Here is an 18,923-nt window from a genome sequence, read left to right as displayed (position 1 = left end):
CGGACTGTACATCGTTACAGTTCCTGCGCTACAGGCACTTTCCAGTCTCGTGCGGCCGTCACTACGCCCACGCTCGGAACGGGGGTCGGCCTCGACGTGCGGCGCGATCTGCCGCAGTGAGGCCTCCCCAGATGCCGAACGATTCTCTTGATTCGAACGCGTAGGATTCACACCGCACCCGCACCGGGCACCTTGCGCATATTTGTTTGGCCTCTGACTCTTGCGAGGCCAGGCTGTATCCGCGCAATCCTTCCGAAGGGAAGAAAACGGATGATGGCATTCCTCGGCACCTGGCCAGTAATTGCCAACTCCACTGGTCCGCAGTCGGTTCAGGCAGGTGCACTGGTGGTATGAGGCGCATTTGCTTCAACTGCCTCCAGCTCGTGCCAACGTTCAAATTGCGAGGCCGCCGCGTTTGACGAGCTGCTTGGCTATGACCCCCTGCTGAATTTCGTTGGTGCCTTCTCCGACGATCATGAGCGGGGCATCGCGAAAGTAGCGCTCGACATCGTATTCGGTCGAGTAGCCGTACCCGCCATGGACACGAACAGCGTCGAGGGCAATTTCCATAGCTGATTCGGAAGCGAAGAGCTTCGCCATTCCGGCTTCCATGTCGCACCGCTCGCCTGCGTCGAACCGCTCCGATGCATCGAGAAGAAGGCTTCGTGCTGCGTAGAGCTTCGTGCCCATGTTCGCCAGAATGTTGCCGATCGACTGGTGTTGCCAGATAGGTTTTCCGAAACTCTCGCGATCCTGCGCGTACCGCAAGGCGTCGTCGAACGCAGCGCGGGCGACGCCGGTTGCCCGAGCCGCCACCTGCAGTCGCCCAACTTCGAGTCCCTTCATCATCTGCGCGAAACCCTTTCCCTCGACCCCACCGAGCAGCGCGTCGGTACCGACACGACAGTTGGTGAAGTTGAGTTCGCAGCTTTCGACCCCCTTGTAACCGAGCTTGGGTAGGTCTCTCGACACGGTCAGACCGGGAACCTTTTCCACGAGCAATATCGATACGCCCCGATGCGCCGGCATCGCCGTGGGGTCGGTTTTGCAGAGCAGCGCGATCAATCCGGCTCGCCGGGCGTTGGTGATCCACGTTTTGCTGCCGTTGATGAGATAGTCGCCGCGATCCAGTTTCGCGACCGTACGCATAGCCTGCAGATCCGAGCCACCGCCAGGCTCGGTGAGTGCCATCGTCGCGCGAAGCTCCCCCGTTGCCATCCTGCCGAGATACTTCTGCTTCTGTTCGTCGGTTCCGAACTGAACCAGGAGCTTGGCGACGACAGTGTGTCCCCCCATCGCTCCAGCAAGGCTCATCCACCCACGCGCCAGCTCTTCGGTCACTTGGACGTAGCAGGGCATGGAGACGCTTCCGAAGCCGTACGGCTCCGGAATCGCGAGGCCGAAGACCCCGATGTCCTTCATGGTCTCGATGAGCTGTTCAGGGTATTCGTTAGCCTTCTCGAGTTCGTGGGCGGTGGTCTTGACCTGCTTCTCCACGAAGTCCTTCACGGTTTTCAGTAGCGCACTTTCCTCTGCGTTCAACGTGGTCACCGCAACTCCTCAGATTGAGTCATACTAGGCATAAACATTTAATATATTCTACATAATTTACGCAACGGCGCAATGGCCGTCAACTGAACGAGTTGTTGCCGGACCTTGCACTCCGCTCGTGCACGTCGATAAATACCGATACGTCCGTGGACGATTCTTATGACTAGGATTTGTGCCCATGACCGACCCTGTGACGACTCGCCACACCCGTCGTAGGGTGAGATTGAGTGACGAAGCGGCCGGACTCGTTCGCGAGCGAATTCTTGCCGGCAAGCTTCTGGCCGGTGAATTCGTCAGAGCGGAGTCTGTAGCCGAAGAGCTCGGCATCAGCGCTACGCCTGCTCGCGAGGGGCTACTGGTACTACAATCCGAGGGTTTCTTACGGGTCGAACCCCGCCGAGGATTTGTGGTCGCACCACTCGACCCCGCCGACATCGCTGATGTTTTCGCTGCTCAGGCGCTGCTGGCCGGTGAGCTGACCGCACGAGCCGCCGTTGCCGCGAGGCCCGACGACATTTCGACTCTGTCGAGTATTCAAGATGCACTCGAAGAAGCGGCGGCATCTCACGACTACGAAAAGGTCGAGCACCTCAATCACCAGTTCCATCGAACGCTCTACGCCCTCGCAGGCAGCCCGAAATTGAACTGGCTCGTGGGATCAACTCTCGGGTACGCACCTCGCAAGTTCTTCGCCGCTATACCCGGGTGGCCGCAGGCCTCTGCACGGGACCACCGCCTCATAATCGACCTGCTCAGCGGCAGAGACGCCGAAGCGGCTCGATGCGCGATGTCCGAACACATCCAGGAAGCAGGGCGCTTGCTCACCGATCACCTCGAAAACGCACGGCGACCGAGCACCTGAGCCCGGGCGTCTGCCAATGCGCCCAACTGGTGCGAGATCTCCTGCTACCGGGTGGCACACTGACTATTGGTGGTCGACGTCCTGAGTGATGAACAACAGGCGATGTGCCGAGGTGGAGTCCTCTGGTGCCGACACCACTGGTGCAATCGTCGCATTTCTGGCTTCAGTGCTCGTTGGACGTGCCGAGAATCTGCGCGGCTCGTGCAAGAACGGGTGCATCCACCATCTGTCCGTCGACATCGCCCACAGCTCCGTTGACGGAATACGAGCTCAAGACGCTTCGTGCCCATGCCAATTCGGCCGGGGACGCACGCAACGCATCATGGACAATCTGCACCTGAGATGGATGAACACACAACTTTCCACCGAAACCGAGCCTTTTCGCGTAGGTCAGATCCGAACGAAGAGCTGCAGCGTCACGCAACGACGTCGTGACCCCATCAACGGGCGAGGCGAGATTGTTCGCGGCAGCGGCCATCACCAACATGTTGCGTGAAAACAGTAATGCCTCGCGCGCATCTGGATCGACACCTAGCTCTGTAGCCAGATCGATATGGCCCAACGCAGTCCGCATCAGTCCTGGAACAGCTGATAGCGCCGAGGCACCGAGTACTCCGGCGGCTGTCTCCACCAACGCGATCGCGGCATTGTCGGCGCACACGGAGGCAACGGTGTCCGGGTCCTCAGCCTTGGGAATCATGACTGCTGCCTTGTCGAACTCTTTGACCATCGCCACGTCATCGGCCCAGTACGGCGATCGATGCCCGTTTATACGGACGACCGCGTTGTGCCCGTCGGCAAGCCAGTCATGGACGTTGGCTCGTGCAACGGTTTTCGCATCGGCCTCGACCGCATCTTCCAAATCGAGCACCACCAGGTCGGCACCTGACTTCGCTGCCTTGGCGAACCGGTCAGGTCGTGCACCCGGAACGAACAGAAAGCTCCGTGCAGTAGAAAGTTGTTGGGCAATTGTCATGCGCGCACCGCCGTAGCAGTGGCTGCCGTACCGCCTCCGGACGTCACGACTAGCTGTGCGGTGTCACCCGACTCGGTCATGGTTCCCTCGGTCAAAAATGGGTTGCCACAGAACACTGGGCGGCGTAAGCGGAATCCGAACTCTCGGAGAGGCGCGGTATTCCAACGCTGCTCGGCCATGTCAGCCATCAGTATTGCTAGAAGCGGACCGTGAACAAGAAGGCCTGGGTAACCTTCTACCTCGGTCGCGTATGTGAGGTCGTAGTGGATCCGGTGAGCATTACCGGTGAGCGCGCTCATTCGAAAAAGGGTGAGCGCATCGACGACGTGACTGACATGCCAGGATTCCGGCACTGAACTCTCTAGTTCAAGGGCATCGTTTTGCGGCTTCTGGTGCGGCCCACCGGCCCCACTGCGATATACGATTTTTTGAAATTCGGTACGGCACAACGACTCACCTTGTTCGAACTGGTGCTCGATCGTTACGAACAGCAGCACCCCTGACGCACCGGATTTGAGTTCAGTTGAATGGAGCCTGCTGCGACGAGTGATGGGCTCGTCGATCAACAGCGGGCCATGTGCTGCTACGTCAGCCCCTGCGAACATTCGACGTCGGCCGGGAATCGGCGGATAGAAGTGCCCTGTTGCGGGATGGCCGTCCGCGCCTAGTGCAGCAGAAGCTGGCCAGTCTTGAAACGCCAGCCAGTGCCACAGAAGCGGTGCAGCCGCTCCGCTGAAGCGCCTTACGTCTAAGTCGAGCGTCCTGGCCAGTTGGTCAACTTGTTCGCGGCGCAGAACATCGACAGTGGTGATCGACTGCGGGTTCCATCCCCGAATGTGCTGGTTGATTACGTGTTCGGCCTGAAGCGTTGAATCCTTCATGGTGGAGATCCCTCTGCATTACGGTCTGGACGTCGGTGTCAGTCCGGCCCCGGCAAACTTGGTGCCGCACTAGCTGCACATCAGAAGCAGGTACCGCGGTAGCGATGGGAGCGGCGAGCTCTCGGGCAGCCGACAGGTGTCATGTGGCTCATCGATGGTGCCTAGAACTGGATGTTCTTCGAGCTTCCTCTGCGCAGTTGTTTATATAGAATATACTAGTTCTGGAAGTGGAGTACAGGTCACAAATATGGATTGAAGTTCTACGAAGATCGCGGCATCGGAACCGTCCGCTACAACTCGGTGGCCGATTTCACGGCCCCCGCCCAGGGAGTCGGTTGTCGTCGAGGCGTACCTGCATTGAGTCGACCCGGTCGATGGTCCGGCGTCGGCTTCTCAAATTGGTCTGCGGGTACTGGTACCCGCAGATGTGGACGTGACCGGGATCGTAAATTTGCGACTGCATTGGTTCGTACGGCGGCACAGATAGCGAGGCCTCAGGTGCAGTCGGAACTAGAGAGTCTGTTGTCTACGAAATCTGGCCGAACATCGCGGCCGCAGCTCATCAACTCGGTCTTCGTAGACTCACTGCGCCCGCCGTCACCGAACGTGGTGAGACATTGGTGCTGTTCACCGATTTACTTCCCGAACGCGAACGCCCCGTCGCCACGCACGCCCGAGCCCTGCTGAACGACGCGCGACACACGCGTCCGCATCGCTCAACACTTTCGCTGCCGGAAGGGTCGTTTGTGTTGAGTGGGAGGCACATCCAACACATGCAAAAAGCCCCTGATCTGCGAATGTTCGCAGATCAGGGGCTTTTTCTTGTGCGCCCGAAGGGATTCGAACCCCTAACCTCTTGATCCGTAGTCAAGTGCTCTATCCGTTGAGCTACGGGCGCATGTTCTGTTGTGGTCGAGCATCTAGCTGGCCGGTAAAACTCTACCGACCGTGGCGGAGGCGAGAGGATTTGAACCTCCGGACCCGGTGAAGGGTCAAGTCATTAGCAGTGACTCCCATTCGGCCGCTCTGGCACGCCTCCTAGGCTGCCGGCCCTCTCGGACCGCCGAGGAAAGAGATTACACACGCCGAAGCCGTCAGCGCAAAACGGCTGGTCAACCTTCTGTTCACCTGAGGAACGAGTCGAACCAGTCGAAGATCCTCGTCTGCGCTTCGATCAGCGCAGCTGTCCCCGGGTCCCCGTCCTCGGCGCTGCCGGGCGACGGTGGCGCGTCCGCTCGGTGATGACGACCGCTGTAGCTGACGACGTTGGTAGCCACGGACGCCCGTGTGGCTGCCTCACGAAGCCTCTCGATGTGCTCTGCTGGGGCCCGAGGGTCATCCTCGCCGTACAGACCGAGCCAGGGCGCCTGGAGCGACGGTGCGGCCTCGACCAACGCGACGGCGTCGGCGTTCAGCGGCTCGGTGATCCCGGCAGCAGCGACGCTGACTGCCGCCCCGATCGGCCGGTTGGTGGCGACGATCAGAGCCGCGGTTCCCGCGTCGTCGAACCCGATGACCCCGACACAGTCCGGATACACGCCGCGGGAGGTGAGCCAGTCGAACGTGGCGTCGAAATCGGCGAACAGATTCTCACCGAACACCTCTTCGCCGTCGACGACCGAGTCGCGATGGAAAAGATCGGGCGCAACCGCGAGCCAGCCTTCCAGCGCAAGCGCGTGCAGCAGGGCCAAGAGCGACGGCGGAATCTCCCGGGACTCGTGAAGCACGACGATCCCGCCCCGGACATTGCCCTCAGGTGCGACTGCGGTGAGCGGCACCTTCTGTTGAACCGCACGAGGTTGGTCGGTGTCGTCCGGGTCGACCCCCGGTTCCACATCGATTCGGAGCACTGCCACATCCGTGAAGATTCCCGACATGAATCCAAAATAGTGCTGTCGAGCGCCCCCCGCTCCAATACCGCCGGACGCACAGAAATCCCACATGAAGGGAAGCGCATAATGTGAGCCGTGACTGCTCGTATCCGCACCGACCTCGACGCCATCCCCGCCTACGTTCCGGGCCGCAGTTTCCCCGGAGTGATCAAGCTGGCCAGCAACGAGACCACCCAGGGACCACTGCCGAGCGTGCGCGAGAAGATCGCCGAAGCGGTATCGACCGTCAATCGCTACCCGGATATTCGCGCCACCGAGTTGGTCGCCGAGATCGCCGCGATGTTGAAGGTCCAACCCGAGAACGTCGCTGCCGGTAACGGATCCGTCGCGCTGTGCCAGGAGGTCGTGCAGATCACGTGCGGCCCCGGCGACGAGGTCGTGTATGCGTGGCGCTCGTTCGAGGCGTACCCGATCATCACCCGCGTCGCCGGTGCCACTCCCGTCGAGGTCCCACTCGACGACAACCACGTGCACGATCTCGACGCCATGCTCGCCGCGATCACCGAGCGCACCCGCGTCGTGTTCGTGTGCAACCCCAACAACCCGAGCGGCACGGTCGTCAGGCGATCCGCACTCGAGAAGTTCCTCGACGCGGTTCCCGCGCATGTACTCGTCGTACTGGACGAGGCCTACTTCGAATACGCCCGTGAGAACCCCGCGGGCGAGTACACCGACGGCGTCGAGCTCGCACGCGGGCGTCGTAATGTTCTGGTCCTTCGGACGTTCTCGAAGGCCTACGGACTCGCCGGGCTGCGGGTGGGATACGCCGTCGGCGATCCGTCGATCATCACCGCTCTCGGCAAGGTGCGCATCGCGTTCGCTGTCAACTCCGTTGCCCAGCGGGCTGCCCTGGCGTCACTCGCGGCGAAAGACGAACTCTTGGCCCGCACCGACGCGCTCGTCATCGAGCGAGAGCGGGTACGTGAGGCCCTCATCGAACTGGGTTACGACGTCGCGCAGTCCGACTCGAACTTCGTCTTCTTGCCGCTCGGTGATCGTTCTGCGCCCTTCGCCGAGGGCGCAGCCGAAGCAGGAGTCCTTCTGCGCGCCTTCACCGGCGACGGAGTGCGGATCACCATCGGTGATCCGGACGAGAACGACGCCTTCCTGAAGTACGCCGCTACCGCCGCACCCTCGCCGAGCGAGAATCGCTCGGACTGAACCCGAACTCGGCACGGAATGCCGAATTGAAGGTACTGACCGAGCCGAATCCTGACGCGTATGCGACCTCGGTGATCGAGCGGTGCCGCTGCGCCGGATCGTCCAAGCGTGCCTTGGCTCGATTCAGACGGCTGGTCCTGATCAAGTCCGACGGAGTGGTCTCGACCGAGGCCAGAACAGCTTGTATGTGGCGCACCGACCATCCGAGCCGTCGGGCAAGAGTGACCGGCGTCAGAGTCGGATCGTCGGACTGCGCATGCACGTATTCGAACGCCGACTGTGCCACTCCCGGCCACCGACCGACGTCGGAACCGAGCGTCGCAATCAAGATTGTGACGGACTTTCCGATCTCGCGGAAATCGTTCGTGGACAGAGAGTTCCGCTGGATCGACAGCTGCCGCAACATTGCCGAAGCGACTGCCCCGACTCCGGAAGTCATGTCGAGCATCCGCGGCGAACACGAAAGCGTCGTCGACGACGATTCCGGGACACTGACGACCCACGCTCGCGCATCACCACCATGTCCCAGCGTGAATGGCGACGACATCGACAATGCCACTGCAGAACCCGGTCCGATCACGTCCCGATCCTGGCCATGCCCGATGCGAAAAAGCCCGGCGCGGGGAATCAGGACTCTCAGGCTTCGATCGTCGTCTCGCCGCACATCCGACTGGCGACGTTCGTATTCGACTGCGTCGGAGGAGAACTCCATCAACTGAAAATCGAAGGATCGCTGAACGACCGTCTTGCCGGTGAACCCCTCGGCTCGATCGAAGCGTGATTCGAGGCCACCGTGGTTGGCACGAACATGGTCACACCAGAAGTCGCGACGATCGGAGGCCGGCAGCACTGCGGTGTCGGTCTCCGACACGTCGTAACCAGTCGATGCCTTCATCGATACGTACCTCCCACGCAGGAGTCGGGCCTGTGCGCGCGATGGCCGATTCCGTGCGCGCAACCGGCAGACCGGCACCTCCGCTGCGCCCTACCGTTCGTACGGTACACGTGTTCCGCATCACAGTCGGAGCCTCGGACAGAATCGAGACAGTCATGGCCACCACCGCAGTCGGCACCATAGCCATCGGCACCGCATCCATTTGGTACGAAATCTCAGCACCGGCCGACGGCTCGACCGTCGTGCTGAGTCATTCCCTGTTCTTCGACCACCGCATGTTCGACGAGCTGGCATCGCTTCTGGTGGCCGCCGGCCACCGGGTCGTGACGTACGACCACCGCAATCACGGGCAGAGTTCGGTCCACCAGCAGGACGAGGTCAGCGTCGATACCCTCACCGAAGACGCCGCCGCGCTGATCGAGCAACTACAGCTCGGGCGGGTGCACTTTCTCGGAAACTCCCTCGGCGGCTTCGTTGCGCTGCGACTGGCCGCACGCAGACCGGAGCTATTGCTCTCCGCAGTCGCGGTCGGATCGTCCGCCGAGGAGGAACATCAGCTGGAGGCATTCGCACCGCTGGTCGATCTACTGAGCGAGCATGGCGCATCGGATTCGATCGACACCCTGATGTACATCATGTTCGGTGACACGAGCTTGTCGACAGACACGCCGTCCGTCCAGGACTGGCGGGAGCGCATGGTTGCACTCGACCGGACCATCGGCGGATCGGCGTACCAGGTCATTCACCGCGAGCGGATCGTCGAGGAGCTGCACGGGTGCACCGTGCCCGTGCTGGCCATCTCCGGAACGGAGGATCACGCCTACCCGCCACCGATTTCCGACGTCAACATCGCTACCGCCTGCGGCGGAGAACACCGAAGAGTCGACGCTGCCGGCCACTCCGTCTCACTCGAACAGCCGGACGTAGTTGCGAACCATGTGCTCGCACACTTCGCCGGCGTCGAGTCGACGGTAGGAAGCCAGGGCTAGAGGCCGAGAGCCCGTTCGAGCGTCGGCCAGGACTCGCGCAGATCGTCCTGCCAGTAGGGCCACTGGTGGATGCCGTAGGGCCGGTAGACGACGGTGGCATCGATGTCGAGTGAGCGCAGCCGCGTGTCGAACAGTGTGGTGCAGTACAGCGCCGCAGCCTCGAGCGGGCCGCCCTGGGCTGCTTCCTGCAAGCCAGTTCCACCGGGTCCGAGCTCGTAGGGACCGGGCAAACCGGTTCCGACGGAGATGTAGACGTCTTTGCCGCGCAGCGCCTCGGCGTTGCGCGACGGGTCGTGTGCCACCCACCCGAAGTCAGCGTTCTCGCCCCACATGTTGGTTGCATTGCCGCCGTTCATGGCGACGGTTGCGCGCACCGCGTCCTTGAGATTGTTCTGGGAGTTGTCGTAGCACCCGCTCAGCCCGGCAACACCGGTGTACAGATTCGGGTGACGGGTGATGAGGTCCATCGCGCCCTGGGCGCCCATGGAGACACCAGCGATGGCATTGGTGCCGTTTCCGGAGAACCGGGCGTCGATCAAGGGAGGCAGCTCTGAGGTCAGGAACGTTTCCCACTTGTTGACGCCCAGGATCGGATCCGGGACGTTCCAATCGGTGTAGTAGCTACTGGAACCACCGACGGGAAGAACCACGTTGACGTTCTTGTCGGCGAAGAAGTCGACGATGTCGGTCTTCTGCGTCCACGTGCTCTCGAGGTAGTTCGACTCTTTACCTGCACTGACGCCATCGAGCATGTACAACGTCGGCCGGGACACTGCCTGCGCGGCCGGGAGAAGAACCTGAACCTGGATGATCTTGTTCATCGCGGGAGACTCGACGAATACGGCTGCACGTCGGTCCGTGAGCATGTCGACATGATCGATGCGGGCCGGCCTGAACGGCGCAGCCTGCGCAGACGGCGATGCGGCACCATCCGAACTGCCTGTACCGGGGAGCGGCTGGGCCGACACCACACCGGTTCCCAGTATCGACAGCGCAAGGCTGGTCCCCAGCGCTGCAATAACTCGACGGTGCATTACTTATCCATCCTCCCCCGCCGCGCCGATTCCCGGCGCAACACGAACAACATGCGTTTTCCAACCTAACTCACGAGTAGGTTGACCCCCGCAAGCTGTGGAACCGCTCACAGTAGTCGCAACGAATGACGTACCAAAACTTCTATCGAATGTTTGGGACTCGTACCAAAGGCCGCATGAGCAGGGCTCCAGCGAGAAAACACAGCGCACCGACGAATGTGCCCACATTCGCGACTTCGGCTTCCGCAAGCTGACCGGTCGAGGGACGAACGAAGGCTCCGACTGCGGATACCCCGAACGCGACCGAGCCGATCATATTGAGCCACGTGCTGCGCCAATCTCGCGCGTGCGGATCCCACAATTTGTCGGTCTCGGTCGTCGCGACGACGGCCAGAGCACTTGCGACCAGGAACGCCGTCGAACCGAAGACGTCGGGCCGCCAGACCCATCTGTCCGCCTCGGACGACGTCAGACCACTGACCATCGCGATTCCGGTGCTGACGTTGAAGAGCAGTGTGCCGACGAACTGGAGTGCAGCAGCCCACCAGTCGTACAGCTCGACTCGTTCCGATTCGCCGTCCGGTACCGGGCGGCCACTCAACCGCAGAGCGATGAATCCTGCGGCGGTGAAGAACAGCGATCCGACGAAGTACGTGATGTTGTCGAGGTCGGTTCCGACCCACTGCCCGTATCCAGGTACCGCTGCAAGCCCGAACAACAGGGAGCCGACCACGAAACCACCGGACTCACGCCTGATGCCGACCGATTCACTCCAGCGCACTCAGACTCCGGCCTGCGCAATCACCCGGCCGCTGTCGATCGCGTCGACCAGCGCGCGGTGGTCGGACGTGTTCTGGACGGCATAGGCGTCAGCGAACTCGGTCATCGCGTTCTCGAACGCGGAACTCGAACCGAGATAGCCCGCGATCTCGACGCGATCTCCCGCCCTCGCGTGAGCGTAGGCCAGGACCCTCCCGCACAGCCGTCCGTACAACTCCATCCCCTTCGGCGACATCACCTCGATCACCGCGGAACCTTTGCCGTCGCGTAATTGCCGCAAATAGAGATCCCGTTTTGCACCGTCGGGATCCATACCTCGAGCCCACCCGAGAAAGATGTCGCTCGACGCCTGCATGAGCCGTTGCCCCTCGACGACGCGTCGACCCTGGTTGTCGAAGGTCTCCCCGTCCACGTACGACGCGATGACCGACGCCTGCGCTTCCTTGGCCTGCAGGAACAATGGGTCGGTTTCGTCGGCGCCCTCCATCAGGATGATCCACGCACGTGTGCCCACGCTGCCGACTCCGACGACCTTGCGGGCGAGCTGAATCGGTCGGTAGGAGTCGAACAGAAGCTGCTTGTCGTGTTGGAAGGTCTCGCGGTAGGACTGCAACCTGCGATCGAGCTGCCGATATGTTCCGGCGACATCGTCGACGAGGTCTTCCACCGGCACGATCAATGGCGGGTTCGCGATGATGCGTCTTCGGCCGTCCATCACCGCGGTGAGCTTGTCGAGCGCCTGAATATTATTCTTGGAGCGCGCTTTCCGGATGAGATCTTTCGTCCGCTTGCGCATCGTGGCATCGAGCTCGTGCTGAATGGTTTCGAGTTCGTCGGTGATCTCGACGTGCGAATACCAGACCTCGAGGTTGCCCAGTTCCGATTGGCGCCTGATTGTCTCCCGATATGCCATTGCACACGATGCGGTAATTCGCCTTCGCTGCTTAGCGGTGAATTCGCGGGAGATCGCTGCCACGGCCAGGCTCGCGACGAGGCGTTTGACGTCCCACTCGAACGGGCCACGATAGGTCTCGTCGAAGTCGTTGATATCGAACGCCATTCGGCGCTCCGGGGTGGCGTAGACACCGAAGTTGCTCAGATGCGCGTCGCCACAGAGCTGAGTGGTGATGCCCGACGACGGCGACCGCGACAGGTCGTCGGCCATCACCAAGGCGGCCCCGCGGAAGAACGGAAACTCCGAGGCCGCCATCCTGCCGTACCGAATAGGCACCAACTCGGGCACACGCGTCGCCGCCTGCGTCTCGAGCAGTGCCACCGGATCGCGCGAGGTAACTGTGAGCGCGGCCAGCGACTCGAGCGGCGTAGATCGCCTGGCCGACTTGCCGCGCTTACGTCGGGAGTCACGGTCGAGAGCGGACGTCATACTCCGATTGTCGGCTAGCCGGACGACCCCGTCGTCACCCGTCGAGGATGGTTATCCCCGACCCGTCTTGCCCTGCAGTTCGTCGATCATCTCCGACGCTTCCGCCTTCGTCAGGCCGTCGGGGACCTTTTCGTCGGCCTCCTGTGCGAGGGTGTTCAGGTAGCTCTCCTGCGGTCCGGTGATCGGCTCGTCGCCGGTGACCCACTTCTCGGGATCCTTCTCGGCGTTCTGGTTTACCTGCTCGTTTTCGCTCATACGTTCGTATACGCCCATGTGGTGCGTTCCAAACCCGCTAATTCGGACGAATGACATCAATTGACTGTTCAATGACCGCGGACGCAAGATCGAACCTCACCCCTCCTCGGATCCGGGGTTTCTTCCGCGACCCGAGAACATTGTCAGGAGCTCCACATGATTCGCTCGTCCTCCCTCGTTCGCGTCGGCCTCGGCGGTTTCGTCGTCGCTGCAGCCATGGCGACCATGCCCGCCGTCGCCGCGGCCGATCCCATCACCGACTTCCTCTGCAACTCGGGATCGTCGCAGTTCTGCCCGGCCGTGATCGCGCCGGCACCTCAGGTTGCGCCGGCACCTCAGGTTGCGCCGGCACCCCAGGCGGCCCCGCGACCTGCTCCGGCGCCGAGTGCGTTCGAGTACAAGAATTGCACCGAGGCTCGCGATGCCGGCGCTGCACCCGTGTACCGCGGAGAATACGGCTACGGTCAGCACCTGGATCGCGACAACGACGGAATCGGCTGCGAGTAGTCCTCGACTTCGCACTTGTGCAGGAGAAATCGGGGTTTTTCCCCGCACAAGTGCGAACGCGGCGGCCGGATAAGCTCACTCGGTGAGACGACGGCAGCAACCGCCGCTGCCGAAGAGGCACGGCCTCGATCCCGCGAGAATTCGGATGCCCGAGGACGGCGAGTGGAACACCGTCCGCGAGTTCCTGATCGACGCGTTGTGGTTCCACCGAGATCTACCCGTGGAACCCGTTGTGCCGTTCGATATTTCGATCGTCCACCGCGACGACGCCATTCTCGTGATCGACAAGCCACACTTCCTGCCGACCATTCCGCGGGGTGGCCACATTCTGCAGACGGCACTCGTACGTCTGCGCCTCGAGCTGGATCTGCCCGATCTGATCCCGGCCCATCGACTGGACCGCGTGACCGCCGGGCTGGTGCTGTTCGTCGTCGATCCGGCGCTCCGAGGCGCGTACCAGACTTTGTTCCAGGACCGAAAAGTGAACAAAGTGTACGAAGCGATCGCACCCAACGATCCGACGCTGCAGCTTCCGCTCATGGTAAGCAGTCGTATCGTCAAGGAGAAGTTCGACTTCGCTGCGCGCGAGGTCGACGGCGAACCGAATGCGGAAACGCGGATCGAACTTATCGACCATCGCGGCGACCTCGGGCGTTACCGCTTGCACCCGCGGACCGGGCGCACCCATCAGCTGCGGCTGCACATGAATTCGCTCGGCATCCCGATTCTCGGCGACGATCTCTACCCACAGCCGAGCGCGCGGCCCGTCGACGACTTCACAGCCCCACTCCAACTCCTGGCGTCCACACTCGAATTCACCGACCCGCTCTCGGGCGCCGTTCGCCGGTTCGATTCGCGAAGAACCCTCGAGCGGTGGCACTAGCGGAGGTCGATTACGCGGAGTCCACCGTCTCGGGGTGCTGGTTGAGCGCAGCGCTCGCCTGCCGGCGTCGGACATCGATGGCCTCACCGAGGCGCCGGGCCAAGTGCGGATGGGCACGAACGATGACGTCCATCGTCTCGCGCGAGACCTCGAGTATCGTCGTCTCACTCGACGCGACCACACCCGAAATGACCTTCTGACGGGTCAAAGCGGTCAGTCCGAAGTACTCGCCCGGACCGAGTTCGCCGATCGACAGGACATGTCCGTCAGGGGTGTTCACGACGAGGGAGACGTGGCCGCGGCTGATGAAACGCAGCGCCTTCGGGACGTCGCCGACGCGCTGCACCACTTCACCAGAGGCGTAGGACACCAACCGAGCTTCGCCCCGCGCAAGCTGAATGTCTCCCGCCGGGATGTGTAACGCGCTCGCGACTCGCGCCACCTCTGCTTCGACTTCCTCACCGGAGTCGGGTGTCGCGGCATCGTCGAGATGAAGGCCGGCGCGCCGCGACGAGTACCAGAGACGCTGGAACAGTACTGTTTTCGCCGCCGACTCATCGGCGGGCGAAGACAGGGGGATAGCAACCCGATACTGCGCCTCACCGATGGGCGCTGCGCTCGGCTCGAGCAGTGGCGCTCGCGTCGGGACGTCGCGCGCGGTCGCCAGCAACACCTCGACGACGCGGTCCGGCGGATCATCTGCCGAGAACGTCACTGTGCACGAGGCCTTGTAGGACGCACCCTGCACCCGACTGAGATTCTTGAACGACCCGGTCGCAAGCAACGCGTTGGGCACGATCTGCAGACCGTTTCCGGTATCGATATGCACTGCACGCCAATTCACCTCGACAATCCGGCCTTTGGCAGGTGCGGTATCGAGCCAGTCCCCGAGCTGAAAGGGCTGCTCGAAAAGTAGCAGCAGTCCAGCGATGATCGACCCGACCGCGTTCTGCAGAGCCAACCCGATCACGATCGACGTGACACCCAGCGCCGCGAACAGCCCACCTACGTCAGCGCCCCACACAACCGAAAACAACACCCCGAGGCTGATGACGATGACAACGAGGCGGCCGAGATCCACGAAGATGGACGGTAAGCGGCTACGCCACGTTCCCGACGATGCGTTGGAGAACAGCACCGCATTCGCCCCGGACAGAACGAACAATATGATCAGGAATCCCAGGGCGGTCGCGATGATGCGAGACCAACTGGCTTCGACCGACGCACTCTCCACCTGACTGATCAGCAGCAGAAGAGCGAGCGCGGGCAACACGTAATTCCGCAGCAGTACAACCGGTTTGACGAAGCTGCTGCCGCGTCGCTGCAAGGACGCGTGAACCTCGGTCAGGATCAACAACGCGACGGGGAACGCGACGACGACCAGCACCGCCGGCCAGAACCAGGATTGGGAAAGCAGATCAGACATCGATACGGCCTCCGCCCAACGACCAGACCTGCTCAGTGCCGGCCGAACTCGTGACAGTGCCCGCCGCGGTGAAGTTGTATGCGCCGGACAGTGCGTCACGAACACGTTGGCTCACGAATACCCCTGGCGTCCCAGCAACCTGGTGCACGCGGTGCGCAAGGTCGAGGGCGTCACCCCACAGGTCGTAGACCATCGATCTCTGTCCCACGAGACCGCTCGACACGGGCCCACTGTCGATGCCGGACCTCAACGTCAATCGTGTGCCGTTCTGCAGATTGAACCGCGTCACGATCTCGCCGAGTTCGATCGCGAATCGAACGACCCGTTCGGCGTGGTCGACCCTCGGAACAACCAGCCCACAACTGGCCAGGAATCCATTACGCAAGCTGCGCACCTGTTCGACGCCATGGCGCTCGGCCGCTTCTTCGAAGCTATGGATCAGGGCGTTGAACGCTGCGGCGGATTGATCGGTGGAGATCGTAGCTGCGTAGTCGCTGAACCCGGCGACCTCTGCGAATATGACCGAGACGTTCTGGTGCTCAGCGCTGATGTTCTCCTCTCCCTCCCGGTAGCGTTTGGCCACCGGTTCGGGCATCAAGCTGTGCAACAGCTTTTCGTTCTCCTCTTGCTGTGCCTGGAGAAGCTGCTGCTTGGTGGCGAGGCTGCGGCTCATATCGTTGAATGCCGCGGCCAGATCGCCGAGTTCGTCGTCACTGGTCACCGGAACGCCGATGCCGAGGTTGCCTGAGCTGACTTCGCGAACTGCGCCCGCCAGCTGCTTGAGCGGACGCGTGAACACCCGGGCGAGTAGCAATGACAACACGCACACGAGCAAGACGATCGCTGCAGTGGACAGCGCGAGATTGCGGGCAAAGCGATCCACCGGCGCGAGAGCCTCGTCCGAATCGATCTTCGCCACCAGGACCCAGTCGATTCCGGGGATATCCAGCGGAGTGTAGGCGACCAAAGCGTCGTCGCCGGTGTAGTCGTCGGCAACTTGGACGCCCGTCTCCCCCGCCAACGCCTTGTTCACCGCGAGGGTGTCGACCGGTTGCAGGAGAATACTGCCGCCGCGTTCGACTTCTCGTTCGGCAACGGTGGGTGAGGTGCCTGCCTCGACGACGGTGTCGAGGAATTCCTCGGGGTCGGTGGTCAATAGCCGAGACACCGAACGCATCAGCCGGTCGGGGCCGGCCAGGTACGTCTCACCTGTCTCGCCGAGACCGTCGTCGGCCCAGCCGTTGTCCGCCGTCATGACCTTGTTGATGGATTCGATCGGCAACTGCAGCGCAAGCACTCCCGAGATGACGCCGTCCTGACCGATAGGTGTCATCACCCACGAAGTCGGCTTGTCGTACGACGGTGCATAGCGTTCGAAGTCGGTGACGAGCGTATCGTCGATCGAACTCGCCCGCATCGTCTGTTCGAACCCGGTGGCGAGACTCGTTGCGGAGTACGGCCCGGTGCGCACGTTCGTGCCGAGGTCGACGCCCTTGTAGGCGCTGTACACGACGTTGCCTGCTGGATCGAGAATGATCGAATCGTCGAATCCGAACCTGACGGTGAGATCCTCGAAAAAGCCTTGGTAGCGCGCATTCGTCGCCGACCACGCACTGTCGTCGCCCGCCGTGTCCACGGTGATCGCCTGGTCGAAATCACCGTTCGCGGGCACTGTGTAGAGGCTCTGCAAGTAGCGTGCCGCCGGGTCGCGAGGAATGAAAAGAGCGGGATCGACCGGTTTTCCGGTGTTTTCTTCGAGCGCGGGCGCGAATATATCCGAATAATAGGTATCAAGTTCGGCATCTTGCGCCGGAGTCAAAGTTCGTTCTGTCAATTCATCGAATGCTGCGTCGAATTCGTCGGCAGCATCTATTGTTGTCCGGCTGTGCGTGATCACGGCCGCGGAATTACGGATCGCATCGAACTTGGCGGTTATTTCCCGAGCTCGTGATTCGCGAAGTTCCGTCATTCGGTCGAATGCAGCGTCGCGGAGCGAAGTGGTGCCGGCAACGTACCCGACGGCCCCCACCACCACTACTGACACCACACTCACACTGAGGAGCATCACCAACAGCTTCGACTGAATTCCCGCCGACAGCAATCGCTTTCGAGTAGATGACCGGGCACGTGCAGAGTATTCGGAGTCCGTTCCAGGCGCCAACTCGGTTCACCATGGTTTCTCTGCTGGAGTTGCTCGTCGCTACTCAATTGTGTGGATCGTAGCGAACAATGCACCGATTTGCGTGCCAGCTGGAATGAACGCAGAACATCTTTCCCGGCCGGATACGTTTTCGCCGGGCAGTCGTCACCGGTTGCGGAACTCAGTCGAGAGAACGTGACGCACGTTTGGCGACGAGCAGTTGCAGATCTGCGCGCGCCAAAAGAGTGTCGACGGTGTCGCCGTGTTGACTGATGGCCATTCCCGACGACCAGGAACTCGTCGTAGTGGCGTGAAGTCGGTCGACGATCACCCGTGCATCATGTTCGTCGATACCTGGCAAGACGATGACGAATTCGTCGCCGCCGATTCGGGCGACCACATCGGTGGATCGGACATTGGCGCGCACCTCGGCGACGAGTCGAGTCAGTACCTGATCGCCGACGTGGTGTCCGTGCTGATCGTTGACTTGCTTGAAGTGATCCAAGTCGACTATCACCAGTGCAAGCAGCACCGTGGTCCTCTCGAAATCGCGCAGTTGTTTGGCGATGATCCGACGGAACCCGATGCGGTTGAGCGCACCGGTGAGGGGATCCGTTTCGACCTGTCGCTGTAGCCGCCGATGCAGGTAGCTCGCGGCCTCGAGACAGAACAGAGACGCGAGCATCAAGTTGAGCCACGTCACCACGAGCGCGCTGGTCGGGTTGAACGCGAGCGCTACTCCCGATGCCGTGATGGCGACGCCCGTCGCCGATCTCGCAATCAGACGGCTGAAGAACCACCCCAGGTAGCACGCAAGCATGGGGTAGAAGATCAGATTGTTGATCGCGACGATGCCTTGCGTGGAGAAAGCCATCTGTACGGCCGTGACCGCGATGAACAAGTAGCACCCCGCAAGAGCGCAGACCGGCGGGAACCTGCTTCCCAACACAGCCGGGATCGACACAGCTACGGCAGCGACGCCTGTCCACAACCACGTCCACGCACTCCCGAGTACGCCCGGGTCCGACGTGACAGCGTCGAGGACGCCGCTGGCAGCGACGACCGCCGCGGCCAGCGACGTGACGTTGGCAAAGGGCGGATTGGTCCACAGCCGGGTCTTCAGGTTGCTCACCGGACCACGGAGTCGCTGCGCCATGACGAACATTCTCGACGTCCGACGGCGAACTCGCTTGCTGACCGTGTTGGAGCACCGACGGTCAGATGGGCACGAACAAGCCCGGCCCACCCTTGGGTGACGGCGCTCAGTGAAAGTGCCCAGATCTGATCTCTGAAAGTGCTCATCCGTG

At 61.9% G+C, this 18,923-nt stretch carries 18 protein-coding genes and 2 tRNA genes; 5 read left to right on the top strand and 15 right to left on the bottom strand.

Annotated elements, in window-relative coordinates; genetic code table 11:
• Positions 1–61 precede the first annotated feature (61 nt).
• Both ACODSO_RS27000 and ACODSO_RS26995 read right to left on the bottom strand, forming a co-directional pair.
• Positions 62–361 carry a WhiB family transcriptional regulator gene (locus ACODSO_RS27000; protein ID WP_489039744.1) on the bottom strand — a complete coding sequence of 100 codons (300 nt, stop codon included), beginning with the start codon at positions 359–361 and terminating at the stop codon, positions 62–64.
• 32 nt (positions 362–393) lie between these two features.
• Positions 394–1,551 (bottom strand): acyl-CoA dehydrogenase family protein, encoded by a 1,158-nt coding sequence (locus ACODSO_RS26995; protein ID WP_489039742.1) that lies wholly within the window; start codon positions 1,549–1,551, stop codon positions 394–396.
• Positions 1,552–1,729: 178 nt separating this feature from the next.
• On the opposite strand from ACODSO_RS26995, the gene ACODSO_RS26990 reads away from it, so the two are divergent.
• Positions 1,730–2,413, top strand: a complete 684-nt coding sequence (locus tag ACODSO_RS26990; protein WP_489039740.1) for a GntR family transcriptional regulator — start codon at positions 1,730–1,732, stop codon at positions 2,411–2,413.
• A gap of 163 nt (positions 2,414–2,576) precedes the next feature.
• Here the strand turns inward: ACODSO_RS26990 and ACODSO_RS26985 are convergent, their stop codons facing one another.
• From ACODSO_RS26985 to ACODSO_RS26965, 5 genes are all read right to left on the bottom strand, one after another.
• Positions 2,577–3,389, bottom strand: a complete 813-nt coding sequence (locus ACODSO_RS26985) for an HpcH/HpaI aldolase/citrate lyase family protein (RefSeq protein ID WP_489039738.1) — start codon at positions 3,387–3,389, stop codon at positions 2,577–2,579.
• Positions 3,386–4,270, bottom strand: a complete 885-nt coding sequence (locus ACODSO_RS26980; protein WP_489039736.1) for an HTD2 family dehydratase — start codon at positions 4,268–4,270, stop codon at positions 3,386–3,388. Before ACODSO_RS26980 ends, ACODSO_RS26985 begins: the two co-directional genes overlap by 4 nt.
• An 825-nt stretch (positions 4,271–5,095) precedes the next feature.
• Positions 5,096–5,168 (bottom strand) — tRNA-Arg (locus tag ACODSO_RS26975).
• Positions 5,169–5,219: 51 nt separating this feature from the next.
• Positions 5,220–5,309 (bottom strand) — tRNA-Ser (locus ACODSO_RS26970).
• Positions 5,310–5,394: 85 nt separating this feature from the next.
• Positions 5,395–6,147: a dienelactone hydrolase family protein gene (locus ACODSO_RS26965; protein ID WP_489039734.1), complete on the bottom strand. Its 753-nt coding sequence runs from the start codon at positions 6,145–6,147 to the stop codon at positions 5,395–5,397.
• 90 nt (positions 6,148–6,237) lie between these two features.
• Between ACODSO_RS26965 and hisC the strand changes: the two genes are divergently transcribed.
• Positions 6,238–7,323 carry a histidinol-phosphate transaminase gene (gene hisC, locus ACODSO_RS26960; RefSeq protein WP_489039732.1) on the top strand — a complete coding sequence of 362 codons (1,086 nt, stop codon included), beginning with the start codon at positions 6,238–6,240 and terminating at the stop codon, positions 7,321–7,323.
• Here the strand turns inward: hisC and ACODSO_RS26955 are convergent.
• A complete protein-coding gene (locus tag ACODSO_RS26955) occupies positions 7,283–8,218 on the bottom strand; it encodes an AraC family transcriptional regulator (RefSeq protein WP_489039730.1) in 936 nt (311 codons plus the stop codon). The genes hisC and ACODSO_RS26955 overlap by 41 nt on opposite strands.
• Positions 8,219–8,373: 155 nt before the next feature.
• Between ACODSO_RS26955 and ACODSO_RS26950 the strand changes: the two genes are divergently transcribed.
• The gene (locus ACODSO_RS26950) at positions 8,374–9,207 is read left to right on the top strand and encodes an alpha/beta fold hydrolase (RefSeq protein WP_489039728.1); all 834 of its coding nucleotides are present in this window, start codon (positions 8,374–8,376) and stop codon (positions 9,205–9,207) included.
• On the opposite strand, the gene ACODSO_RS26945 is transcribed toward ACODSO_RS26950, so the two are convergent.
• From ACODSO_RS26945 to ACODSO_RS26930, 4 genes are all read right to left on the bottom strand, one after another.
• On the bottom strand, positions 9,204–10,241 hold the full coding sequence (locus ACODSO_RS26945; protein WP_068375226.1) for an alpha/beta hydrolase: 1,038 nt from the start codon (positions 10,239–10,241) through the stop codon (positions 9,204–9,206). The genes ACODSO_RS26950 and ACODSO_RS26945 overlap by 4 nt on opposite strands.
• Before the next feature lie 142 nt (positions 10,242–10,383).
• A complete protein-coding gene (locus ACODSO_RS26940; protein ID WP_489039726.1) occupies positions 10,384–11,022 on the bottom strand; it encodes a hypothetical protein in 639 nt (212 codons plus the stop codon).
• Positions 11,023–12,405, bottom strand: a complete 1,383-nt coding sequence (locus ACODSO_RS26935; protein ID WP_489039724.1) for a DUF2252 domain-containing protein — start codon at positions 12,403–12,405, stop codon at positions 11,023–11,025. It abuts the gene before it with no gap.
• A gap of 51 nt (positions 12,406–12,456) precedes the next feature.
• A complete protein-coding gene (locus ACODSO_RS26930) occupies positions 12,457–12,660 on the bottom strand; it encodes a DUF3072 domain-containing protein (protein WP_489039722.1) in 204 nt (67 codons plus the stop codon).
• 156 nt (positions 12,661–12,816) lie between these two features.
• Here ACODSO_RS26930 and ACODSO_RS26925 point away from each other — a divergent pair, with 156 nt between their 5' ends.
• A complete protein-coding gene (locus tag ACODSO_RS26925) occupies positions 12,817–13,167 on the top strand; it encodes an excalibur calcium-binding domain-containing protein (RefSeq protein WP_489039721.1) in 351 nt (116 codons plus the stop codon).
• Between the two features lie 82 nt (positions 13,168–13,249).
• Positions 13,250–14,050 (top strand): pseudouridine synthase, encoded by an 801-nt coding sequence (locus tag ACODSO_RS26920; protein ID WP_489039719.1) that lies wholly within the window; start codon positions 13,250–13,252, stop codon positions 14,048–14,050.
• A 10-nt stretch (positions 14,051–14,060) separates the two neighbouring features.
• Here the strand turns inward: ACODSO_RS26920 and ACODSO_RS26915 are convergent, their stop codons facing one another.
• The 3 genes from ACODSO_RS26915 to ACODSO_RS26905 all read right to left on the bottom strand — a co-directional run bounded on the left by ACODSO_RS26915 (position 14,061) and on the right by ACODSO_RS26905 (position 18,772).
• A complete protein-coding gene (locus ACODSO_RS26915) occupies positions 14,061–15,476 on the bottom strand; it encodes a mechanosensitive ion channel domain-containing protein (RefSeq protein ID WP_489039717.1) in 1,416 nt (471 codons plus the stop codon).
• Positions 15,469–17,529, bottom strand: a complete 2,061-nt coding sequence (locus ACODSO_RS26910; RefSeq protein WP_489039715.1) for an adenylate/guanylate cyclase domain-containing protein — start codon at positions 17,527–17,529, stop codon at positions 15,469–15,471. The genes ACODSO_RS26915 and ACODSO_RS26910 overlap by 8 nt, the downstream gene beginning before the upstream one ends.
• A 268-nt stretch (positions 17,530–17,797) precedes the next feature.
• Positions 17,798–18,772 carry a GGDEF domain-containing protein gene (locus ACODSO_RS26905; RefSeq protein ID WP_489039713.1) on the bottom strand — a complete coding sequence of 325 codons (975 nt, stop codon included), beginning with the start codon at positions 18,770–18,772 and terminating at the stop codon, positions 17,798–17,800.
• Positions 18,773–18,923 lie beyond the last annotated feature (151 nt).

The sequence above is a fragment of the Rhodococcus sp. FG69 genome (assembly GCF_057808915.1).
This window is presented reverse-complemented; position numbering and strand designations above follow the sequence as displayed.

Bases quoted from the DNA above. Each gene is read 5' to 3' on its own strand.
- ACODSO_RS27000 (WP_489039744.1), bottom strand. From the start codon at position 361: ATGCGCCTCATACCACCAGTGCACCTGCCTGAACCGACTGCGGACCAG.
- ACODSO_RS26990 (WP_489039740.1), top strand. From the start codon at position 1,730: ATGACCGACCCTGTGACGACTCGCCACACCCGTCGTAGGGTGAGATTG.
- ACODSO_RS26985 (WP_489039738.1), bottom strand. From the start codon at position 3,389: ATGACAATTGCCCAACAACTTTCTACTGCACGGAGCTTTCTGTTCGTT.
- ACODSO_RS26980 (WP_489039736.1), bottom strand. From the start codon at position 4,270: ATGAAGGATTCAACGCTTCAGGCCGAACACGTAATCAACCAGCACATT.
- ACODSO_RS26965 (WP_489039734.1), bottom strand. From the start codon at position 6,147: ATGTCGGGAATCTTCACGGATGTGGCAGTGCTCCGAATCGATGTGGAA.
- ACODSO_RS26955 (WP_489039730.1), bottom strand. From the start codon at position 8,218: ATGAAGGCATCGACTGGTTACGACGTGTCGGAGACCGACACCGCAGTG.
- ACODSO_RS26950 (WP_489039728.1), top strand. From the start codon at position 8,374: ATGGCCACCACCGCAGTCGGCACCATAGCCATCGGCACCGCATCCATT.
- ACODSO_RS26945 (WP_068375226.1), bottom strand. From the start codon at position 10,241: ATGCACCGTCGAGTTATTGCAGCGCTGGGGACCAGCCTTGCGCTGTCG.
- ACODSO_RS26935 (WP_489039724.1), bottom strand. From the start codon at position 12,405: ATGACGTCCGCTCTCGACCGTGACTCCCGACGTAAGCGCGGCAAGTCG.
- ACODSO_RS26930 (WP_489039722.1), bottom strand. From the start codon at position 12,660: ATGAGCGAAAACGAGCAGGTAAACCAGAACGCCGAGAAGGATCCCGAG.
- ACODSO_RS26925 (WP_489039721.1), top strand. From the start codon at position 12,817: ATGATTCGCTCGTCCTCCCTCGTTCGCGTCGGCCTCGGCGGTTTCGTC.
- ACODSO_RS26915 (WP_489039717.1), bottom strand. From the start codon at position 15,476: ATGTCTGATCTGCTTTCCCAATCCTGGTTCTGGCCGGCGGTGCTGGTC.
- ACODSO_RS26905 (WP_489039713.1), bottom strand. From the start codon at position 18,772: ATGGCGCAGCGACTCCGTGGTCCGGTGAGCAACCTGAAGACCCGGCTG.